This window comes from Psychrobacter sp. NC44 (genome assembly GCF_904846655.1).
GTDB lineage: Bacteria > Pseudomonadota > Gammaproteobacteria > Pseudomonadales > Moraxellaceae > Psychrobacter.
The window spans coordinates 97,709-119,660 of record NZ_CAJHBN010000009.1 but is presented as its reverse complement, the minus strand read 5'-3'; the positions used below and the strand labels follow the sequence as shown (position 1 = coordinate 119,660).

General features: G+C 43.5%; 21 protein-coding genes. 13 read left to right on the top strand and 8 right to left on the bottom strand.

Translation table 11 applies throughout. The annotated features are described in order from the left end of the window. Positions 1–199 precede the first annotated feature (199 nt). From hemJ to serB, 6 genes are all read right to left on the bottom strand, one after another. The gene (gene hemJ, locus JMX95_RS08625) at positions 200–634 is read right to left on the bottom strand and encodes a protoporphyrinogen oxidase HemJ (protein ID WP_045453451.1); all 435 of its coding nucleotides are present in this window, start codon (positions 632–634) and stop codon (positions 200–202) included. An 89-nt stretch (positions 635–723) separates the two neighbouring features. Beyond that, the gene (gene bioB, locus JMX95_RS08620) at positions 724–1,758 is read right to left on the bottom strand and encodes a biotin synthase BioB (RefSeq protein ID WP_201560583.1); all 1,035 of its coding nucleotides are present in this window, start codon (positions 1,756–1,758) and stop codon (positions 724–726) included. A 356-nt stretch (positions 1,759–2,114) separates the two neighbouring features. Next, positions 2,115–2,624: an SCP2 sterol-binding domain-containing protein gene (locus tag JMX95_RS08615; protein ID WP_201560575.1), complete on the bottom strand. Its 510-nt coding sequence runs from the start codon at positions 2,622–2,624 to the stop codon at positions 2,115–2,117. Positions 2,625–3,026: 402 nt separating this feature from the next. Next, positions 3,027–3,428: an AciT family ciprofloxacin tolerance protein gene (aciT, locus tag JMX95_RS08610; protein WP_227676010.1), complete on the bottom strand. Its 402-nt coding sequence runs from the start codon at positions 3,426–3,428 to the stop codon at positions 3,027–3,029. Positions 3,429–3,667: 239 nt separating this feature from the next. After that, entirely contained in the window at positions 3,668–4,663 is a 996-nt protein-coding gene (locus tag JMX95_RS08605; protein ID WP_201560573.1) for a DUF368 domain-containing protein, read from the bottom strand. A 176-nt stretch (positions 4,664–4,839) separates the two neighbouring features. Next, positions 4,840–6,030, bottom strand: a complete 1,191-nt coding sequence (gene serB, locus JMX95_RS08600) for a phosphoserine phosphatase SerB (protein ID WP_201560571.1) — start codon at positions 6,028–6,030, stop codon at positions 4,840–4,842. 495 nt (positions 6,031–6,525) lie between these two features. Between serB and JMX95_RS08595 the strand changes: the two genes are divergently transcribed. The 7 genes from JMX95_RS08595 (at position 6,526) to JMX95_RS08565 (ending at position 11,852) form a co-directional block, all read left to right on the top strand. Beyond that, positions 6,526–7,992 (top strand): hypothetical protein, encoded by a 1,467-nt coding sequence (locus tag JMX95_RS08595; RefSeq protein WP_201560570.1) that lies wholly within the window; start codon positions 6,526–6,528, stop codon positions 7,990–7,992. Between the two features lie 184 nt (positions 7,993–8,176). Then, the gene (locus JMX95_RS08590) at positions 8,177–8,413 is read left to right on the top strand and encodes a PA3496 family putative envelope integrity protein (protein WP_045443968.1); all 237 of its coding nucleotides are present in this window, start codon (positions 8,177–8,179) and stop codon (positions 8,411–8,413) included. A 283-nt stretch (positions 8,414–8,696) separates the two neighbouring features. Then, on the top strand, positions 8,697–9,254 hold the full coding sequence (locus JMX95_RS08585; RefSeq protein ID WP_055124803.1) for a YecA family protein: 558 nt from the start codon (positions 8,697–8,699) through the stop codon (positions 9,252–9,254). A gap of 85 nt (positions 9,255–9,339) precedes the next feature. After that, on the top strand, positions 9,340–9,786 hold the full coding sequence (locus JMX95_RS08580; protein ID WP_201560568.1) for a YbjQ family protein: 447 nt from the start codon (positions 9,340–9,342) through the stop codon (positions 9,784–9,786). A gap of 60 nt (positions 9,787–9,846) precedes the next feature. Continuing rightward, positions 9,847–10,311: a YbjQ family protein gene (locus JMX95_RS08575; RefSeq protein ID WP_201560567.1), complete on the top strand. Its 465-nt coding sequence runs from the start codon at positions 9,847–9,849 to the stop codon at positions 10,309–10,311. Positions 10,312–10,443: 132 nt separating this feature from the next. Next, positions 10,444–10,638 (top strand): hypothetical protein, encoded by a 195-nt coding sequence (locus JMX95_RS08570; protein WP_201560566.1) that lies wholly within the window; start codon positions 10,444–10,446, stop codon positions 10,636–10,638. A gap of 290 nt (positions 10,639–10,928) precedes the next feature. Next, positions 10,929–11,852 carry a bile acid:sodium symporter family protein gene (locus JMX95_RS08565; protein WP_055124799.1) on the top strand — a complete coding sequence of 308 codons (924 nt, stop codon included), beginning with the start codon at positions 10,929–10,931 and terminating at the stop codon, positions 11,850–11,852. Positions 11,853–11,946: 94 nt separating this feature from the next. On the opposite strand, the gene JMX95_RS08560 is transcribed toward JMX95_RS08565, so the two are convergent. Further along, positions 11,947–13,068: a formate/nitrite transporter family protein gene (locus tag JMX95_RS08560; protein ID WP_193009055.1), complete on the bottom strand. Its 1,122-nt coding sequence runs from the start codon at positions 13,066–13,068 to the stop codon at positions 11,947–11,949. Positions 13,069–13,385: 317 nt separating this feature from the next. Between JMX95_RS08560 and JMX95_RS08555 the strand changes: the two genes are divergently transcribed. The 6 genes from JMX95_RS08555 to JMX95_RS08530 all read left to right on the top strand — a co-directional run bounded on the left by JMX95_RS08555 (position 13,386) and on the right by JMX95_RS08530 (position 20,643). Next, positions 13,386–16,319: a valine--tRNA ligase gene (locus JMX95_RS08555; protein ID WP_201560565.1), complete on the top strand. Its 2,934-nt coding sequence runs from the start codon at positions 13,386–13,388 to the stop codon at positions 16,317–16,319. Positions 16,320–16,640: 321 nt separating this feature from the next. Next, the gene (locus JMX95_RS08550) at positions 16,641–16,817 is read left to right on the top strand and encodes a hypothetical protein (protein WP_201560563.1); all 177 of its coding nucleotides are present in this window, start codon (positions 16,641–16,643) and stop codon (positions 16,815–16,817) included. Positions 16,818–17,085: 268 nt separating this feature from the next. Further along, positions 17,086–18,150, top strand: a complete 1,065-nt coding sequence (locus tag JMX95_RS08545) for a RelA/SpoT domain-containing protein (protein ID WP_201560561.1) — start codon at positions 17,086–17,088, stop codon at positions 18,148–18,150. A gap of 127 nt (positions 18,151–18,277) precedes the next feature. Continuing rightward, on the top strand, positions 18,278–19,471 hold the full coding sequence (locus JMX95_RS08540) for a VWA domain-containing protein (RefSeq protein WP_265089721.1): 1,194 nt from the start codon (positions 18,278–18,280) through the stop codon (positions 19,469–19,471). A gap of 295 nt (positions 19,472–19,766) precedes the next feature. Continuing rightward, a complete protein-coding gene (locus JMX95_RS08535; protein ID WP_087813547.1) occupies positions 19,767–20,189 on the top strand; it encodes a YbaN family protein in 423 nt (140 codons plus the stop codon). Positions 20,190–20,433: 244 nt separating this feature from the next. Next, on the top strand, positions 20,434–20,643 hold the full coding sequence (locus JMX95_RS08530) for a cold-shock protein (protein ID WP_045453470.1): 210 nt from the start codon (positions 20,434–20,436) through the stop codon (positions 20,641–20,643). 180 nt (positions 20,644–20,823) lie between these two features. On the opposite strand, the gene JMX95_RS08525 is transcribed toward JMX95_RS08530, so the two are convergent. Beyond that, positions 20,824–21,906 carry a YeiH family protein gene (locus tag JMX95_RS08525; RefSeq protein WP_201560560.1) on the bottom strand — a complete coding sequence of 361 codons (1,083 nt, stop codon included), beginning with the start codon at positions 21,904–21,906 and terminating at the stop codon, positions 20,824–20,826. Between the last annotated feature and the right edge of the window lie 46 nt (positions 21,907–21,952).

Sequence of the window (21,952 nt, the reverse complement as noted above, 5' to 3'; positions counted from 1 at the left end):
GAGGCGAAATGAGAGGCGTAAGTTACGGTTTATTAAAGACTTTCTACTATCAAAGTCACTCAAATAGCATGAATTTTGTCCATTACACCCATATTTATGATGTCCTAAAAAAAGCGCCCGTTACTTTAATAAGTAACGGACGCTTTGAGTTTAGAGGTATTCAGATTTAAAAATCAGTTATGAGCATATTTACTGGATTTTAGAAGGGCTTTACTACTACTAAGATGACGATAATGACCAATGCAAACACTGGTACTTCGTTAAACCAGCGCCAAAATTTATGCGTCTTATAATGCGGATTATCCATTAGCTTTTTACGATAAAAGCCACAAGCACCGTGATAGCCAGAGAGTAGCACCACTAATAAGAGCTTGACGTGTAACCAGCCTTGGGTTTTATACACCTCCCAGCCTAGCCCCAACATCCATAGACCGAAGACCCATGTGGCTATCATCGATGGCGTCATAATACCGCGATAGAGCTTGCGCTCCATAATAGCAAAGCGTTCATGGCTGATGCTGTCGTCACTCATCGCATGATAGACAAACAAGCGTGGCAAATAAAATATCGCCGCAAACCAGCAGACCATCGATATAATATGCGCCGCTTTAATCCAATTGAAATAATCTGCCATCACATTCTCTCTTACGATTTAATATTTTATCATCAATAATGTCGGCAAGCTTAGCGCAGATTATCCAATAATGGTAGCGATAAAAAACGCTACTCTGCCATCATCACTTGCGATTGATGACCACTCATCGCATCCATCACAGGCAATACTTTGGGCGCTCTTGGCGCGGCAAATTGCTTTGTTAGACCAAGCTCACGCATGAGTCTGTCATCGCCTGATTGGCTTGCATTGCCAGTAGTCAGCAGTTTATCGCCATAAAAGAATGAGTTGGCACCTGCCATAAAGGCCAAGGCTTGTTCAGAGTCGGATAGGCTTTCGCGGCCAGCAGACAGACGCACATAGCTGGTCGGGCAGCAGATACGTGCCACGGCAATAGTACGAATCCATTCAATCACTGACAGTTGACCTTCTGCCAATACTTTGTCGCCAATTGGTGTGCCTTTAATGGGCACAAGCAAGTTGACGGGAATTGACTCTGGCGCTTTGGGCATTTTTAGCAGCTCATGTACCCAATCGATACGGTCGTCACGGCTTTCACCCATACCGACGATATTGCCACTACAGACATTGATGCCTGAGTTACGCACGTTGTCTATGGTATCTAAGCGCTCGTCATAGCTTCGCGTGCTGACGACTTGCTCATAATAACGACGTGAGGTATCTAGGTTATGATTGTAATAATCGAGTCCAGCATCCGCCAGTTGCGTCGCTTGATTGGTATCTAGCATACCAAGGGTCATACAGGTCTCAAGCCCTAAGGCCTTCACTTCTTTGATCAGCTCAACCACATAGGGCATGTCTTTGGCGCTTGGATGTTTCCATGCCGCACCCATACAAAAGCGTGACGAGCCACTGGCTTTGGCACGTTTGGCCGCAGCAATGACTTTATCGACTTCTATGCGTTTCTCTGCTTGTAATTTAGTCGTGTCGCGGTGGTGACCGGATTGTGAGCAATAGCCACAATCTTCGGGGCAGTTACCTGTTTTGATCGACAACAAAGTACTAATTTGTACTTCATTGGCAGTGAAGTGCGCCCGATGTATCGTTTGCGCTTGCAACAACAAATCCATCAATGGCAAATCAAACAGTTCGGCGATTTCTTCGCGGCTATGCTTACGGGTCATTTTTTGGCTGGCGGTGGCATCCGTTGTTAAGTTGTTTAAAAAGTCATTGTTCAAGCCGCTGTGGCTGTTATTTTTATTATTGAACGTGTCAGTGGGGCTACTGGCATTAGGCTCTGAGATGTTAAGTAATCCTGCCATCATATAATTCCTTTTATAATAGTTTTTAAAACAATCATTTTTAAGAGAATAGTGGTTAAAAGAGTTGTGTGTGAAGCCATAAAATTTTAGGTAATAAAAAAGGCTGCGATATAGTATACCGCAACCTTTTTAGAAAATCAGAACACTGCGAAAGAGTAAAGTAACTGAGCGCTAAATAATCGTGATCTGTTTTCTTTATTTACGTCGATCTATTTACGTTATGATTTACCAAGTTTATGCTTAGCAACCCCAATCCAATGATTGGCAAGTTTTTGTGCTTTATAAGCATAAGGCTTGGCTTTTTGGATATAAGGTTTACATTCTTCTGGAATAGCTGGCACGATATGCTTAGCAAGCTTATTGAACCACATCATTAGGCTGTAATCGCCTTCGATGCTGAGGTTGCCTTCTTGTACAGCAGTCATAAAGGCAGGAAGATTGCCTTTGGTCAAAAGCTTAACACCTGTCATCGAATCCTTGAAATTGATGGTGAGGTCTGCTTTTTCAGCATGACCACTGTATTGGCTGAAGCTACCATTATCAAAGACAAAATAACGGGCGATATCCGCTTCAGTGCTGGCAAGCTCAATCGTAACATTGCGATCAGCAAATATTGCTTTCACATCTTCGTTATCACTATCAGCAAGCATGGACAAACGATAGCCAATCACAGCCAATAGCACATCTAACGGATCAGATTTAATATCTAATACAGGAACAGTAAACATAATCGAACTCCTAAAGAATGAGACGCAAAATAATGCGTACTTTATAACAATTTTTGTGACAAATATATAACTAGATTATAAACGATAGAGAGGTTGCTATTCTTTAGGAGTTACGTAGAGAGCGTTAAGTATCTTGTAACATCCAATGACGTCATCTTGATTAAAACAAGTTGTTAATATTTATAAAAATGACAGTAGAAAACAGAATAGCAACGAAAATGAATGCTCGCACTACCTATGCTAGATTGAGCGAATTTGACGGCAGGTTAATCGTAATTTCTGGACGAGATACAGTCGAATAAAGATAATGTAATACAGGCTATATAAAAGGCAAATAAAAGTACCGTAAGTAGATAATGAGCCAATCTAATAGCGTCGCTCGTTGATATAAGCGCGACTCTATCAGTGGAAGCGCGGTTGGTAGTCGTCATCATAAACAGGCGTGTGCTCGATATAGCGTGCCGCTTGCAATTGACGCTGCTGCTGAACGGATTGACTGACATCCTCGTAACGTAGTGCCCGATACAGCACCCAGCCCGCTAAAGGCAACCAACTGATACCCATGGCGATGATATAGCTGTGCCATTCTGACAGCTCTGATAGCATAGGACGACCCGCCACAATGCTTTGAATCGCCTCAACCGCTAGCCAATATGCCATACCACCAAATAGATACCAGAGCAGCCAGCGCTGTGAGGATAAGGCAAGCGCCAAAATCAAGCCTGCCAGCAAGCTATAACCAAGCAGTGCCGCCGTGCTCCACGTTTCTATACCAATAACCGAAAATATAGTCAGTAACATCATTCATCTCGCTATTCATAAGGTGAACTCCAATAGGGTCATTATGAAAGTTTGGGGAACAAAGCTAAAGAGGGGACAAGCGACTTTGCGACAACCGTTGACGTTTGGTTTTTTAGCACATTTTGATGGTTTTGTATGGCAAGGTTTAAGCATAAGCGCCGCAAGGATGGGCGCTTATTATTAAGAGTGTATAGGAGGGTTTTTGGGTTTTAAAAAGAGACTGATGCAGGTTTAAGGTAAGGTTAAGCGCGATTGCTACGAGTGCCCCACCAAGACAATAGTGAGACTAAAATCGCGCCTAGCAGCATCAGTCCTACAGTGGTTAGCCAATGTGGACCAGTAGGATATTGCCATGGCATCACGTTGTTGATCGCGTCACTATCAAGCGCGCCTAACGCATCTACTTTCCATGGCCATACTTTCACAAGCGAGCCTGCGATAAAACCTGTGAGCAAGGCCAAAGTTGCCTGATAGTAGCGAGACAATAACCATTTAAGTGCGCGAGTAAATAATAACAATCCCGTTGCCATACCCGCAATGACCGTGAAGATTATCGTAAAGTTAAGGCTATGTACGGCTTCTAATACTGCGTCATAAGCACCTAATAGTAATAAGATAAAAGACCCAGATATACCTGGCAGTATCATGGCACAAATAGCGACTGCCCCTGCAAAAAACAAATAAGGCAAGCTTGGTGTGGTCGTGAGCAATGGTAAGCTGCTAATGACCACAGCGGCAACAAGACCAGTCACGAATAGTGCTGCCCGCCCTATATTCCAACGCTGAATCTCACTCAATAATATAAATACTGTTGCGACAACCAGTCCAAAAAAGAACGACCAAATAAATAACGGTTGATTATCTAATAGGTGTTTAATAATACCGGCTAAAGTAGCAAAACTGGTGGCGATTCCCAATAACAAAAATAACAAAAAAGTGGCATCAACTTGTCGCCACACCGCAACCAAACCTTTGATTCCGCCTTCCTGTCGGAATATCTGCCAGAGATTGGGGCCGATGCTACTCAGGGCGTTAATCAAGCGCTCATAAATACCAGCAATCAGCGCAATGGTGCCGCCAGAGACACCCGGTACGATATCCGCTGCCCCCATGGCCATTCCTCGGATATAAACCCCAAATAGTTGCTTTGGACTATCGGAGGATGCAGCAGTGCTGCTCTTATCCAGTGGTTGTGGCGCTGACGGCTCATTTTGCCGCGGTGATGGTGATGCCGTCATGGACAATCCTTTTTTATTTGAAAACACAGTGAAAGTTAATGCGATGCCGCTAAGTATGCTAGGACAGTGATACGAAAATTGACTGTTGCAATGTCGCAATGTAATAAGACATAAAAGCCAGATTAATGTTAAAAACACTAACCTAGCTCCATGGTATGGTGTTGCGAGTGTAGTTGTTACTCCGTGGGCGCAAGTGCTGGATAACCAAGGGCATAAAATATGCCTTCAAGCCCTGTGACATTGATGGCGGCATCAGCACGTGCTTGCACAATGGGCTTGGCGTGATAGGCGACGCCTAGGTCTGCAATGGCCATCATCGGTAAATCATTGGCACCGTCACCGATACAGACCACTTGTGACATCTCGATGCCTAAACGTTCAGCAGTATGCTCAACGATAGCCGCTTTTTTGGCACCATTGACGATGGGCAGCTGTACGTGACCAGTGACTTCCCCTTCGTCGATATCTAGGGCGTTGGCGTGAACTTCGTCAACGCCCAATTGCTCAGCGATGTAGCGGGCAAAGTAGGTAAAGCCGCCTGATACCAGTACGGTATGGTAGCCCAAAGCCTTTAGTGCACTGATGGTAGTGCGAGCGCCCATTGATAGCGTTAGGCGGCTGCAGATATCATCTAATACATCGGTCGAGATGCCTTTTAGTAACGCCACACGCTGAGCAAAAGACTCATCAAAATCCATCTCACCGCGCATTGCCGCTTCCGTAATGGCTTCGACTTCTTCACCGATGCCCGCTGTTTTTGCCAACTCAACGATGACTTCTTGCTCGATTAAGGTGGAATCCATATCAAAGCAGGCAAGCTTGTGGGTACGTAGCATATGACCGACTGATAAAATATGGCAATCGACAATATCCAAGCGTTCAGTACTGCTCGTTTGATGGCTATCGTTATAAGCTTCGGTCAAGTCATGACGCAAGCGCGTGGTCAGCTGATCATCAATGATGTGAGCTGCTGCGGTCTTTTTGCCAGGATGCATGAGCGTATCAGTGACTGGAACCAACAAATAGCGGAATACTTGTGCTTGGGTAAAAGGCAAGCGCTGTGCATTTGCTGCTGTTGGCTCTGTATCAGAAACGGTAATATTGACAAAACTGGCATCAGTATCTTCAGCGACGGTGACCAAATGCCAGCTTGGCTGTTCGTCGACCCACGATTGCACATACTGGTGGATATCAAGCGTCGATATTTTGGTCGGTAGCACAACAATAAGAGCAAAAACTGGCAGGGACTGTAGCGCATCAAAATCTTGTAAGTTCGTGTTATCGGGTAACAGTGACGCAATAGAGTCAACGGCTTGTTGCCATGCTTTGCTGTCTTTTGGTAACGAGTAAGATGTATTGTGTGGCATGGCTCAATGGTCCCTTGTATGCTCATATAAGATTGGGAATAATAGCAGCTTTACTCGGCAGCGCCTATAGATGACGCGCAAAGTATCACCGTCGATTAAAGATGGCAGCAATCGTTGAAAAATCATTTGAAATTGAATGTGATTATTATGATAAATTTATAAATCAACTAACGCTATAAGACTTATTATGGTGATATAGTAGATAAGATAAGCGGACTGTATTCATGATGATATCCACAACAATGACTCTCAGTCGCCGCTTACCAAATGTGCCGTAGATTATCCTGAGTATTCGTATTTGAGACAGCAGTTTTTAAGTAACCAAATCTTGTTGTAAATGTTATTTTAGGCAACAACAGACGTGTCGGGTTATGGTACTTAAGTTCAATACATACTTATTAAGATGCGCACTATTATAGTTTTTTTAAATTCGCCAAAAAATGAGGGATAGCCTTGTTTTTTTAATTTCTCTTATCCAAAAAAGTTTACCATATCATGACGTATTTAGCGCCGCGGCAAGGGTTGTTTGCCATTATTCTTCTGGTTAGTTTTTGTTTGCAGACGTTGTTATTGGTCATCAGTACCGATCAACAGCTGAGCAAAAGTCGTGCGTTAAAAGGCGAGCAGATGGTCGCCCAGCTGATTGATGAAGCAAGGTTGTCTTTAGAAAATAAAGACCGTGTCAGCTTGAGTGTCATTGCCAATCGCTATACCAGCGAGCAAGACGTGACGCGCATATTGATTAAAGACAATAACGACGACATCTTGGTGCCTGTTGGCAATGCGCCCATGCAGCAAGGTGATACCATTCGGCAGATTGCCACCAATGGCGATTCGGTGATTGGCAGTGTGTCGTTGACGTTAAAAGATATTAGCAAAGGCGAGATTATCGCTATGCAATGGCCGTTCGTCATCGGTACGATGCTGCTGCATTTGTTGCTTTGGCTGGTTTATGGTTACCTTGCCCGTCCAACCAAAGAGCAAATTAACGCGCTTAGCCGCGATATTCAAGATTTGCATCGTGAGCAGTATATGCAAATCGATCAGCGCAGTTATGATCGGGAGTTTGAACGCCGTGCCACGGATATGGATAAAGAAACATCGGAGCATTCTGTAGAGATTGCGACGGACGGTCAGCCAGCCAATGCACATAAATTGGATGTACATAGTGAAGTAAACCAGTATTTAAGAACGCAACAGAATCAAGCGGCGACTGATACCACTGGCTCTGATAGTCAGCCTATCGATAGTACGACTGAAGAGCGAGCGGAGCATGATGCAGCAAATGGTGCTGCCCAAGATGAGATAAGCCGTGCTCCTAAATCTGGTAGCGCCTCTCGGTTGTCTGCCACCCGCTCATTTGACAGTGTGAGAGTGCAGATTGTATTCCATGACGAGTTCAATATGCTTGAGCGTCTGGCACCGGCTCAGCGTTTACCTTATTTGGCATTATGTACGCAGCTATTGAATCAAGCGGTGACCGAGTTACTCAAGCAGCCATTGTTGTTGGGTGTCAGCGCGATGAACGAGCCGCGTTTCGATGACACGGGTGCTAGCGTGTTGTTAAAGGCGGACAATAGCCATGCCAAAGTGGCGTTAGCAGGTGTGATGCTTGGCAAGCTGTATCTGATGCTTAACAAAATCATCCATGACAAGCACATTGAGCTAAGTCGCTTTGCACTACCTGCTAAAGCAGGGGTCAGCGATGATGCACAGGCGCAAGCAATGACGCAATTATTACACAGCGTCGGCAAAAAAGAGCAAATGCTGATTTTGTTACCTAATGCAGGTCTCAAGCAAATCAGCCACCATGTGCAGGTGCAGAGTATCATGCGCCCAACCACGGTTTATGAGCGTGAATGTGCGGTGTTCGATGGTGGTAATGATTCGATGATTCAACGCTTAGCAGATGTGCGCAATGCGGTATTGATGATTGAAAGCGCAGATGAGTCGGCTATTTAATGCTGCTTATATTCGCTTATTACTATACAATTGTCTGAGATATTGTCTCTGTCGTTATCTTTAAACAGCCTAAAAATAGGGCATTAATAATAAAAAGCATTGACAACGTGAAGTAGAGACTTTATAAGGCATATATATATTAATGTATTCTTAATACCCTTGCTAAAAATGATAGGAGTTTGTCATGAGTGACGCTGATATTGACGACGATTTTGATGATGATTTTGTCGACGATGATGATGCAAAGATGGTGGAAGAAGCCGAGACGAGCGTGCGTACGCGCTTAAGTAGTCTTGAGAAGCGTCGACTGATCGATAATCTGCTAGAAGAAAAGCGTTTGGCCAAAGAGCTAAAGGATGATCTAGACGATATAGACAATTTCGATGAAGATGGCGATGATTGGGATGATGACGATCTTTAGTTTTTAAACTTAAGTCATAGCCTAATGTGAAAGTGCTCAGTCATTTAAGCCGACTAAAGCCTTTTAATAACGGCATATTAGCTGACAGTGTAATGCTAATGATATCGCGATCGTTACTTTTTGACGGTTGCTCGCAACCCGCTCTATGCAATGATTCTTATTTTATAAAGATGGTTTGGGTGCTTTACCGAAACCATTTTTACCTTCAAATTATCCATTATTCTGCACTTAACCGATCGTTTATGGCGACAGCCGCACTCTATCTTTCAAGGACAATTACATCATGAGTAACCAACTAAGCTTCGATGAATTATTAGACTATTTGGACAATCAAGAGAGCCCATTTGTGCTTGATAGTGTCGCCGCGCATGGTTTTTTGACAGCGACAGTTATTGGGCGTCCATTACCGAATTGGCTGGATGCACTGTTTGAAGGCCATGTTAGTGAAATTCCAGAAAACGTTATCGACGGTATTCAGCGCTGGCGCGATTCTATTATCGCTGAGCTAAAAAACGAGACGCCTATTGAGCTACCGTTTGGCGAAGATGCGGGTGATGAAGAAGTGGCCGTTGATTTTTCAGATGAATCAGATATCGTTGCTTGGTCAATTGGCTTTGTCGATGCGATGTATGGCGACGAAGCCAGCGATTGGTTTGAAGATGAAGAAACGGCTGAAGATGTGGCTGTCTTGACCTTACCAATGATTTTGCTAAGCGGTATCGATGATGAAGATCCAGAGCTTGCAGAGATGCGTAAAGATGAAGACAAGCTGGCACAAATGGCCAATAGCATCGAAGGCAATTTGACCGAGTTATTTTTATTGTTCCATACCAACGATTAGCCTTTTTTATCAATATACGGACAGCGTGGTTTGGTCTATATCCAAGTTGTTGCTGTCTATATAACGTTACCGATAAGGTCGTATTATGACTGTGCAACTCTCCAATCTTGAGCATTTGCCCAACTACCAAATCACCGAGCGTTTAGATGTGGTGTACGGCAGTACCGTACGCTCAAAACATGTCGGCAAAGACTTGTTTGCTGGACTTAAGAATATCGTCGGTGGTGAGTTAACGGCTTATACCGAGCTGTTAGAAGAGTCACGCCAAGAGGCGATCGATCGGATGATTGTCAAAGCAGAAGCTTTGGGTGCAGATGCGGTTGTGGGGTTGCGTTTTTCGACCTCTAGCATCGCGCAGGGAGCTTCTGAATTGTTTGTCTATGGCACCGCTGTCAAAGCCATACCGATGCCGCAGCAAGTCTATCAAACCCCACCAAGTGACTCTCATCATCAGTCTGGTCAACAGCCAAATCTACAAAATTCTGCACCGACAGCGACCGATGACTTGCCACGTTTCAAACCTTTTGGTTAGCTAACCAAATCTTAAAGCATCGATGTTTTTTTATGATAAGTTTATGACAAGAGACGTGCCATGAATAATTCCCTTACCCAAATGCTTATCAATTACGCACCGTTTATTTTACTATTCGCTGCTGGTTGGTTTTTTGGGTCGCGTCATGAGCGCCAACATCTCGCGCAGTTAAGCATTGCAGAGCAGGAATTAAGCCATATTATGGTCTCAAGCGAGCGCTTTTATGTGCCAAAACTTGTTGCCCATACTGAGGGCGAGCTGGTACTTGGTAGTGTGGTTATTGCCCAAGATTATTTCAAAATGATTATCGCTCGGGTATTGAGCATTTTTGGCAAAAACTTGACCACTTACGAGACCTTACTCGACCGTGCCCGCCGCGAGGCTCTTGTACGTATGCGTACCGAAGCACAAGCCAAAGGCTATAACCATATCTATGGCTTACGTCTAGAAGTTAGCAATATCAATCAATTGGGCAGCATGGTTGAAGCCATCGCTTATGGCACTGCAGTGAACAGCCGTGAGTAACTCTAAAGCGCAATGAATCACTCAGAATTAATGTAATCAATATCTACGATTGAATGTCAGTCATGCGTTTTGATTGTCCCTCATCTATACCGTCTCTTACTTACCTCACCTGTTATTTATAAAGAATAAACCATGCTTCTTCTACAGATTATCGCTGGATTTATAATCCTTTATATTGTCATAAAAGTCGCTAGTTGGTTTGGAAGCCGCGACAATTCGCCAGTTTTTTTGGATTCTTCTTGGGATCAGGATAATCTTGACGATAGCGATGGTAGTGATTCAAGCAGCAGCGACTCAAGTAGCGGTGATTCAGGTGGTGGTGATTGAAGGTTGTTGTTCAATGATATTTCATCGTTCTGTAAACCCAAACACCATATTTGACTGATGAGTCGTTGAATAAAGCAAATAAGGCTGGCTTTACCCCTATATACTTGCTTTTACCCTGTCTTATTTTTTGCTGTTTTTTTAATTGATTGTCGGTGTTTAACGGCTATTGATTATGAGGATACGCCTTAGCAAGGATTGCTAATCAAGCGTCATTTAATCAGCATACTCGGTCTATAAAATTCATCTATAAAATGAACCTATAAACAGCTCTTATCTACAAGGATGTAGTTATGGAAGGTCTTGCCATAGTCACGTTAGTCAATTCAGTTATCATTCCTATTTGTCTGTTTTTAATCATGATGGGCATGGGGCTGACCCTCGTCACCAACGATTTTAAACGGGTTTTAAAATATCCAAAAGCAGTCGGCATTGGCTTGACCAATCAGTTGATACTGTTACCTATCATTGGCTTTGCGTTAGCCAATATCATGCCATTACGCCCAGAGTATGCCGTCGGGGTTATGCTCCTCGTACTGTGTCCGGGTGGCACTACCTCAAACTTATTTACCTATTTAGCCAAAGGCGATGTGGCGCTGTCGGTGACGATGACCGCGATTGCGAGCGTGATTACCGTCTTTACCATTCCCATTGTGCTGAGCTTTTCATTGATTTATTTTATGGGCAGCGGTAGTGAGTTTGAGTTACCAGTAGTAAAAACGATGCTGACTTTGGTGGTGCTGACGATAGTGCCTATTAGTGTCGGTATGCTGATTAAACGCTATGCACCAACCGTTGCCGATCGCTCACAAGTTTATGTGTCTCGATTTGGGGTGATATTTTTAACGTTTTTAGTGCTATTTTTGGGCTATGTGCAACGCGATATCATTGTCGACGCCTTTATCGCTACGGGTCCCGTATCGGTATTATTAAATCTCTCAACCATGGCGCTCGGTTATTATAGTAGTAAATGGTTCGGTCTCAACTGGGCGCAAAGAACCTCGGTGACGCTAGAAGTCGGTCTACAAAACAGTACCTTGTCGATATTTATGGCATTGACGTTATTATCTAACTACGACATGTCGATGATGCCAGCCATTTATACCTTGGTGATGTTCTTAAGCGCGGGGATTTTGGTGCGTATATTTAGCGCTCAACACGATAAGCTGAGAAAATCTGAAATAGAAAATAGCGTGTTGGCAGCGCGTATGCTGTAGATGCTGAAAACCCATAACAGGTTTAAATATTGAACCTTGTTATGGGTAATAGGCGAATTATCTATTTATAGCATTTAGCATTAACCAATACCAATCAAGGTCGGTGGGTATTTATACTGCTTCTAGCTTCCGCTTGTTCACTAGCCGTTTGTTCTTTCACTTTTTCAATTTGAAATAAGAACGTACGGTTTTTGAGTACTGCCACAAACACCACGCCGCCGACGGTATTGCCCACCAATATCACTACTAAAAACAGTAAATAACGCCCCAAGCTGACGGTATTGCCGTATAGCAAGGCAGAAAAAATCTCAATGTTGCCCACGATACTGTGGTGCAGTCCTAAAAAACCAATACTGCCAGTAATAAGCGCTACCAAAACGATGCGGCTAAGGGTGTCGCGTGCTGAGGTCACAAGCCACGCAGTGACGCCCATCATCCAACCTGCTAAGATGGCGCTACCAAATATGACCCACCACCTAAATCCTAAAATGTGTTCGGCATAAGTGTCGATGTCGCTCACGCTAAACAGCTGCATATTTAAACCCAAACCTATCATCAATGCGGCAAACAGACAGCCGCCAACGATGTTGCCAGCGATGACAATACCCCAAAGGCGTAGCAATTTGTGTAGCGGTTCAATCTTGTTAAGCACAGGTAGGCTTAATAATGAGGTTTGTTCGGTGAATAATAGCGACTGACCAATGACGACGATGATAAAGCCAATTGGGTAAAGTAGGGAGGCGAGCACGATTGCGTATTGGCTTGGTAGCACACCACTCAACAGCGCAAAAGCCGATAAAATCATAAAGAAGCTAATGCCAATCTCAAGCCCAGCGGTAAAGGCACTGGTAAATAGCGAGCCAAGTGAGCGCTCAAAGGTTTCTTTGGCATCCATCACTTGCTCAACCAAGATACTGGCATAGCTCTTTGCTTGACTCAAGTTGTCATCATTGGCGACTTTTTTGATGGTTTCCTTATCTGCTTCGCTCATATCTTCAGAGAAATCTTCGTCTTCTAAACTTTCTGTCGCCTCGGTATCATCTGGAATCGCAGTCTTGCTAATGTCTTTATCTTCAGTAAGAGATGGTTGATAAACGCTATCATCAATCAAGCGCTTATCATCAATCAAGCGCTTATCGTCTCTTTCATTAGCGTCTATTTCATCAGCTTGAGAGTGGCTGCTATTGTTATAGGTGTGCTCGGTATCTTTGGACACGGTCGGCTCGCTGTTTATAAGATCATGATTTTAGGATAAAGACGCCATTTATATGCTAGTGATGTTATAGAATATACCTCATAGCATGACCCATATTTTATAACATCACTAGCACTTATTTTGTTGGAATCTCATTCGATTGGTGACGTTTATGGGCTTTTGCGCTTATTAATGGGGCAATGCCACTCTGCAAGTCTGATAAATTGCCTTAGCATCTAACAAAATCTGGCCATCTGCGTTAAAATCACTCTATTCATTATTTTCATAATTTTTATATTCGCTTTAATCACATTCAATCAATAAAAGATAATGCCATTATGAGTAACCACAACCTTACCACATCTATTCAAGCGGCCTTAAGCCAGTTAGAGAATGCCTATAATCCTGCGGAAGTCGAAGCAGGCATGTATCAAGGCTGGGAAGAAAGCGGCTATTTTAAGCCGACCTTTGATAAAGAAGAGTCGTTCTCTATCGCCTTGCCACCACCGAATGTCACTGGCTCGCTGCACATGGGTCATGGCTTTAACAATGCCATTATGGATGCGCTCACGCGTTATCACCGTATGGATGGTGATAATACGCTTTGGCAACCAGGTACGGACCATGCAGGTATCGCGACCCAAATGGTTGTTGAACGTCGTTTGGAAGCACAAGGCATCAAACGTCGTGACATGACGCGCGAAGACTTCATCGATAAAGTATGGGAATGGAAAGAAGAGTCGGGCGGCAATATCACCAGCCAAATTCGCCGTTTGGGCAGCTCGGTCGATTGGTCGCGTGAGCGTTTTACCATGGATGATGGTCTGTCTAACGCGGTAAAAGAAGTGTTCGTACGCCTATTCGATGATGGTTTGATATATCGTGGTAAGCGTTTGGTCAACTGGGATCCAAAGTTCCAAACTGCATTGTCTGATTTAGAAGTAGAAAACCATGACGAAAAAGGCAGCTTGTGGCATTTCCGCTATTATTTCACGGATAAAGATCTGACCACTCAAGATGGTAAAAACTATCTGGTGGTAGCGACTACGCGTCCTGAGACTTTGCTGGGTGATACCGCTGTTGCAGTCAATCCTAGCGATGAGCGTTATGCGCATTTGGTTGGCAAAACCATTACCTTGCCAATTACGGGTCGTGTCGTGCCTATCGTCGCTGATGATTATGTCGAAAAAGACTTCGGTACGGGCTGTGTAAAAATCACCCCAGCGCACGATTTCAACGATTATGAATTGGGTCGTCGTCATAGCTTACCATTGATTAATATCCTTGATGAGCGCGCCAATATCTTAGCAGCGATGGAAGTGTATCCTGATCTGCAAACACGTGAGCCAGAGTTGGAAACCACGCCAAGTGAGTATGCAGGACTTGAGCGTTTTGCCGCACGTAAGTTCCTTGTTGAGCAAGCAGGTGATCAAGGCTGGCTAGAAGACATCGAGGACTACGCACTCAAAGCGCCGCGTGCTGAGCGTGGTGGTACGATCGTTGAGCCGTGGTTGACCGATCAGTGGTATGTCGCGGTTAAAGAATTGGCTAAGCCTGCGATTGATGCGGTAGAAGACGGCAGCATCGAGTTTGTCCCTGCACAGTACAAAAACATGTATATGTCGTGGATGACCGATCTACAAGACTGGTGCATCAGCCGTCAGCTCTGGTGGGGACATCGTATCCCTGCATGGTATGACGATGAGACTGGTGAAGTTTATGTTGCCCGTGACGAAGCGGAAGTGCGTAGTAAATACAGTCTCAGCGATGACGTGATCTTGCGCCAAGATGATGACGTACTCGATACGTGGTTCAGCTCTGGTCTATGGACGTTCAGTACGCTTGACTGGGCAGACGTCAACGCCGACCCACGCGTGATGGACACCTTCCACCCGACCAGCGTGTTGGTGACAGGTTTTGACATTATTTTCTTTTGGGTGGCGCGCATGATCATGATGACCATGCACTTCGTGAAAAACGAAGACGGCACGCCGCAAGTACCGTTTAAGACCGTCTATGTGCATGGTCTGGTACGTGATGGCAATGGTCAAAAAATGTCAAAATCGAAAGGTAACGTCTTAGATCCGATTGACCTCATCGACGGTATTGATCTGGAAGCGCTGGTAGAAAAACGCACCAGCAATATGATGAATCCGAAAGACGCGGCTAAAATCGAAAAGCAAACGCGTAAAGAATTCCCAGAAGGCATCCCAGCCTTTGGTACGGATGCGCTACGTTTTACCTTTACCTCGCTTGCCAGTACCGGTCGCGATATCAACTTTGATCTAAAGCGTGTCGAAGGCTATCGTAACTTCTGTAATAAAATCTGGAACGCCAGCCGTTTTGTACTCATGAACTGTGTCGATAGCGAAGGTTCTGCCAAGCCTATCGACCAAGCGGCAAACCCTGACGTTTGGGAATTACCAGAAAAATGGATCATGAGTCGTCTGAACTCTACCGTTGCCGATATCCATCAGCATTTCGCTCAGTATCGTCTCGATATGGTCAGCCAAGATATCTATGAGTTTATCTGGAATGAGTACTGTGATTGGTATGTTGAGCTTGCCAAAGCCAGTCTAAATGATGACTCGGTGTCTGACGAACGCAAAGCGCAAATCCGTTATGTATTGCTGCATGTGCTAGAGACGGCGTTACGCTTTAGCCATCCAATCATGCCGTATCTGACCGAGCAAATTTGGCAGACGGTTGCACCGCTACTGAATCGCAAAAACACTGACAGCATCGTAGTCGCTGACTATCCAAAAACGGATGATGCACAAATCAGTGAGCAGGTCGAGGCGGATATGGCGTGGCTACAAGAGCTCATCGCTAGCGTCCGTAACATCCGTGGTGAGATGAAATTGGGTAATGCCGTACGTCTGCCAGTGCTACTACAAAATATCTCTAGCGATGAAGACGCGCGTCTGTCACGTATCAAAAACCAGTTCAAAGCGCTTGCTAAAGTTGAGAGCCTAGAGATCGTCAAAGAAGGCGATGAGGTGCCACTATCATCATCAAGTATGGTCGGGCAGCTACGGGTACTTGTACCGATGAAAGGGCTGATTGATCCAACGGCTGAGCTAGCACGTTTAGGTAAGTCATATGATAAGTTGAAAGGTCAAGCCGAAGGCATCGCACGCAAGCTAGGCAATGAAGGCTTCGTCAGTAAAGCACCTGCGGAAGTGGTCGATGCTGAGAAAGCAAAACTGGCTGAGCTAGAAGGGCAGTTGACCGCAATGACGGCGCAGATGGAACAGTTGAAAGCGTTGTAGTCTAAGCAATCATTATAATGGCCATAACTTTAATACTTGCATTCTTGATCATGGCGATTCTATTTTTCTATTGGAATCGTCATGAGTCATTAGATAAGCATGCCATTTTCGCCACTATATTTATGGTGGTATATGTGCTTGTTTATCTATTTTTAAATCCTCCATACTTTTCACCGAATCGTCATATTGATACCTTGCTGATGATATTACCTCTAGTATCGTATGGCGCTATTCTATTTCCTGAAATAAATGCGACGATACCAGTACAAGGAACAAAGGGATTTGGTTGGTTGGGACTGGTTGTAACTGTGATAGTTTTAGTTGGGTTTAAGTGGTTTTTTTAAGCAAGCTGAAAGTATCTTGCGTAAGCTAGGTAATGAAGGTTTTGTTAGCAAAGCACCTGCGGAAGTGTTAGAAGCAGAGAAGGCGAAACTGGCTGAGCTAGAAGGGCAGTTGACCGCGATGACGGCGCAGATGGAGCAGTTGAAAGCGTTGTAATTGGCATAGTCATATCTGTATGAATAAAAAACGCCATCACAATTGTGATGGCGTTTTTTATTATCTACTGGTTAGTTAGTTACTTAAGAGTTCATATCTATACCATTAATAAATATCTGTGTGCTATGATTTGTCACACTGTATGTCTCTACTACTTTGTCATTTAAAACAAAGTTGATATAAAATGTTTTCCAAAATTAATGACAAATATATTCTTCTATATTTTTTTCATATAACAAGATTTATATTAGATAGTGAGTACCTTCGAATGAAGTCAAACACATACTACAACAACGTATATCAGCTTATATCTGAAGATTTTAATAGCGGACAGGCTCACGAAGTAATAAGAGAATGGCGCTCGCACAACATTTATGCATTAGATATAGCTTCAAAACTACTAGAAAGAATCGTCAAAAACCTTGATCTTAAGAATTGCTACACAGGGCAACGACTAAAAAGGCTAGTGTCAATAAAACAAAAATTAGTCAAAAGTGAAGGTATGAGACTCACCAAAATGCAGGATATTGTAGGTGTAAGGCTTGTAGTCAATGATCTGAAAGAATTAGCAAAGGTAGTTAAGTTATTACAAGACGGTAAAATATTAGGTAGAAATATTTCTATCGTTAGAGAGTTTAATTATATAAAAAAACCAAAAGAAGATGGGTATAGAAGCTACCATATAACTTTCGAGATAAAAAATAAACATAGGGGCATAGAGTACAAAAGGTTATTTGAGTTACAAGTTAGGACGAAGTCACAGCATGCATGGTCTACTGTGGTAGAGACTATAGGAACTTATATGGGAGTAAACTTCAAAGGCGGCGATGGCGAAAAAGACTGGAAGAGTTTTTTTAAAGAGTCTTCTTATATATTTTCATGGTTTGAGAAATTTGAAAGTGGCCGTAAACACCTTACTATAGGTGATGCAGAAGAGGTAATCAGAGGTTCTATACGGCTCAAAGAAATAATGTTGGAGTTAAAAATAACAGAACTACTAGTGCTTCTTAATAATATGACTTCAGACATTAGCTATAAGCTAAATGAAACTTCTAAGAATGATTATGCAATTATATTTATTGACTACATTAAGAAAGAAAGTGTCGTGAGAACTTATCCCAAAGCAGCATCTAAAACTGTTAATAATCTTTATATCAGGTTAGAAGAAGAGCTGAATTATACAGATCAAATCCAAGTCTTATTCGTTGAAATTACAAATTTAACTAACTTGAGAAAGGCTTTTCCGAATTTCTATATAGATGTATCTGAATTCATAATTATTCTAAAAAGATACTTCAATAGATTGAATGATTATGCATCCAACTTGAGCTAAATTTTCAAATAGATCGAAGGAACACCATGAACCATCTCACCGTCGGACAACGCGCGCCTTTAAGCAATCTTGCTATTAATGACACCGCACCAATCACGCTAAGTTCACTCGTCAAAGTCCGATAGAGATGGACATCAGCTGCTTTGCCTTAGACGCAGCGGGCAAGCTGATCAATGATGATTACATGGTGTTTTACAATCAGCCAACCTCACCTTGTGGGCAAATCAAGCTCACCCATTATGAGTCGCAGCCAACGGCGAATAAAGGCATCCAAGCCGAGTTTGAAGTTAATTTATCCAAACTGGCGACTAATATAGACAGCTTGTTTTTTGTATTATCAGCCGACACGCCGCTCAATCAAATTCAATCGTTAGAGATTGGCATTTGGCAGCAATTACAAAAAGCGCAGGCAGCGTATCAAGCAGTAGACTTTGCCCAGCAGCAAGCCAGTATGCTGATGCAGCTTTACCGTAAGAGTGGCGTTTGGCGAGTATCTAACGTCGCGCAAGGCTTTAATGGTGGACTTGCCGCCATCGTGCAGCATTTCGGTGGCGATGTAGAAGAGAGTAGTCCGCAAGTACTCGAGCCGACCGCCACGCCAGTGCAAGCAAAACCATCGCTAGAAAAGGTCATGCTAGACAAAGCCCCAAAGCTCGTCAATCTGGCCAAAAAAGCCACGATATCGCTTGAGAAACGTCAATTGCAGCAATTAACCGCAAAAGTAGCGTTGGTGTTAGATGCCTCAGGCTCAATGAACAGACAATATAAACAAGGCCGCGTGCAAGAGGTGGTCAATCGTCTATTACCATTGGCAGTCAGCTTCGATGACGACCAAGCGCTAGACTGCTGGGCGTTTGCCCGAGATCCGCAGTATTTGGGTGAGATTGGACTGAGCAACTATGACGGCTTCATTGACAACGCTCATGGCGGCTGGCGCAAATGGGCACTTGGCCCGCGCATCAATAACGAAGCAGAAGTCATGAAAGCCGTGACGGAGTTTTATCAAAATGATGGGTTGGATGTACCTGTCTATGTTTTATTTATCAGTGATGGCGGGGTGAATGACAATCGCGGTATCACCAGAGTCATGACGGAAGCCGCGAAACTACCGATATTTTGGCAGTTCGTGGGCTTAGGTGGTCGTGGTTATGGCATCCTAAAAAAACTAGACGACATGGAAGGGCGCGTGATTGATAATTGCGACTTTTTTGAACTCGATGATTTGGATGACATTAGCGAAGAAGCCTTGTATGAAAACATGCTAGAAGAGTTTCCAAGCTGGCTAAAAGAGGCACGCCAGATAGGATTGATAGCGAAATAACTAAATCAGGATAGTATCTTTAACGATAAAACCGTTCATAATCCAGCTATGAGCGGTTTTTTATTGCTAAAAATTCAGTCAAAGGTGGTGAGCTCACTTACCCAACCACTAACCAAACATACCTATTGATAGCAAAAACCTCGTAAAAATAGCCTTGTACCGTTTTGAGTGATATTGCATGCTTAGCTACCTATATAGGTAGGCAGTTCTATAAATGATTATCTGGTTTAAAAATCTAGCTGTCTAACCTTTATCGAATATTAGCCACTCCATATCATTCAATGACAGTATTTTTATGAGCCAACACAAAAAAGCCTTTTACTATCGACCCAAAACCAATCAGCATAACAGCCCAACGGTGCGTTGGACGTTTGTCATACTGGGCTGGCTATTTTTTGTATTAGGGATTATCGGTGTATTGCTGCCAGTCATGCCGACTGCGCCTTTTATATTACTGGCAGCAGGTTGCTGGGCACGTAGTTCGCGACGCTTTCATTTTTGGTTGATTAATCATAAATACTTTGGGAAATTTGTCCGCGATTGGGAAAATAATCATGCCGTGCCACTCTATGCCAAGTGGTTAGCGACAATAATGATGACTATTTCAACAACGATGTTATTTTTTAATATTCCCGCCGATATGATATGGATGGCATGGCTGGTAGCCGTGGTCTGTACTGGGGTAGCGGTCTATTTGTTCCGTTTGCCAAATGCCTAAAATACATTGATTTTCAGGTCAAAAATCGTAATAAATGGGCTTTGGTTACATGAAAGCTAAGATAAGACTTGCGAAATCAGGATGTTCCCCCTATAATACGTCCAAGCTTAAGAGCAGTTCTGCACCAAATCATTACCTCGTAGTATTAGTTATAATCCTTCGTTTTAATATTTATCGTTCAGTAGCTATTTGCAAGCGTTATCGGTCACTAGGCCATTAATAAATTTAAAAGTAGGATTATATTATGTCAGACGTTCAAAAAGGTACAGTTAAGTGGTTCAACGAAGCTAAAGGCTTTGGTTTTATCGCTCCAGAAACTGGCGCAGACGTTTTTGCTCATTACAGCGAAATCACTGGTTCAGGCTTCAAAACTTTAGCTGAAGGCCAAGAAGTTGAGTTCACTGTAACTCAAGGTCAAAAAGGCCCACAAGCCCATAACATCGTTGCTATCTAATTTGTCTTTATAGACACTTAGAGCAAGATGAAAAAAAAGCGAACCTTCGGGTTCGTTTTTTTTCGTCTAAAATTTGGTGTAGATTATTTATAAAAAAGCCTACTTACTATGTTAATAGTCGTAGGCTTTGTTGATTCTGCATAAATTTATAGTGGGCAAGCTATCATAGGAATGAGCGTCTTATAAAAAACTGATACCTATATTGATTAGACCACCGCCAACGATCAGCCAAGCGAACATAATCGCCCCCAAGATAAGGGGTTTAACGCCAGCTTGTTTAATAGCGCCCAAATGCGTGGTTAGACCAAGCGCAAACATCGCCATGGTAAGCAGCACATCGTCTAGCATCACCATACTACGCTCAAAGCTTGCGGTCATCGGCACCCAAGTGTGTAGTAAGACGATGGCAATAAATATAAAGGCAAACCAAGGCACTTTGACTTGTTGGACGCGATTTATAAACGATGGTTTTTTGCCATTGTCGCTGCTACCTTTGGTTAAGGCAAACGATAAAATAAGTAAAAAAGGGGCAAGCATCATGACGCGTATCATCTTGGTGACAACCGCTGTGTCACCCACTTCGGGACTGACTGCGTTACCAGCGACGACGACTTGCGCCACTTCATGAATGGTGGAACCCGTATAAATCCCGTACTGCTGAGCATTTAGCCAAGGTTGCAACCAACCAAGATGGTATAAAAACGGATAGAGTAACATCGCAACCGTACCAAAGACCACCACTGTCGCCACGGCAATAGTGACTTTGTGTGCTTCTGCTTTGACCACAGGCTCGGCGGCAATCACCGCGGCGGCACCGCAAATGCTTGCGCCTGACCCAATTAATAGCGTCGTTTGTTTATCGACTTTTAACCATCGGGTACCTATCCAATAGGTGAGTAAAAAGGTCGATGTCAATACCAACGCATCGCTCATCACCGCAGACAGTCCGACACTTGATACTTGCGTTAGGGTCAGCTTAAAACCATAAAACATGATGGCGAGGCGCAATATTTGACCTTTGGCAAATGCCACGCCGACACTTAAGCGCTCAGCAAGGTTAGGATAGACCGTATTGCCCAATACCATACCAATGAGAATGGCTAAAGTGAGAGAAGACAAGCCAACGATACGTCCATTGGTCCATGTGTTGACACTAGTATTGAGCCACAAACAAAATAAGCTACCAATCAGCACGACAATAAGCCCTGCTAGATGGCGGCTGCGCGGGAGATAGTTATTTACTGATTGGGTCAAGGCGTACATGACTGACTGTCCTATTATGTATTATCTATAATCGAAATAAGCATAA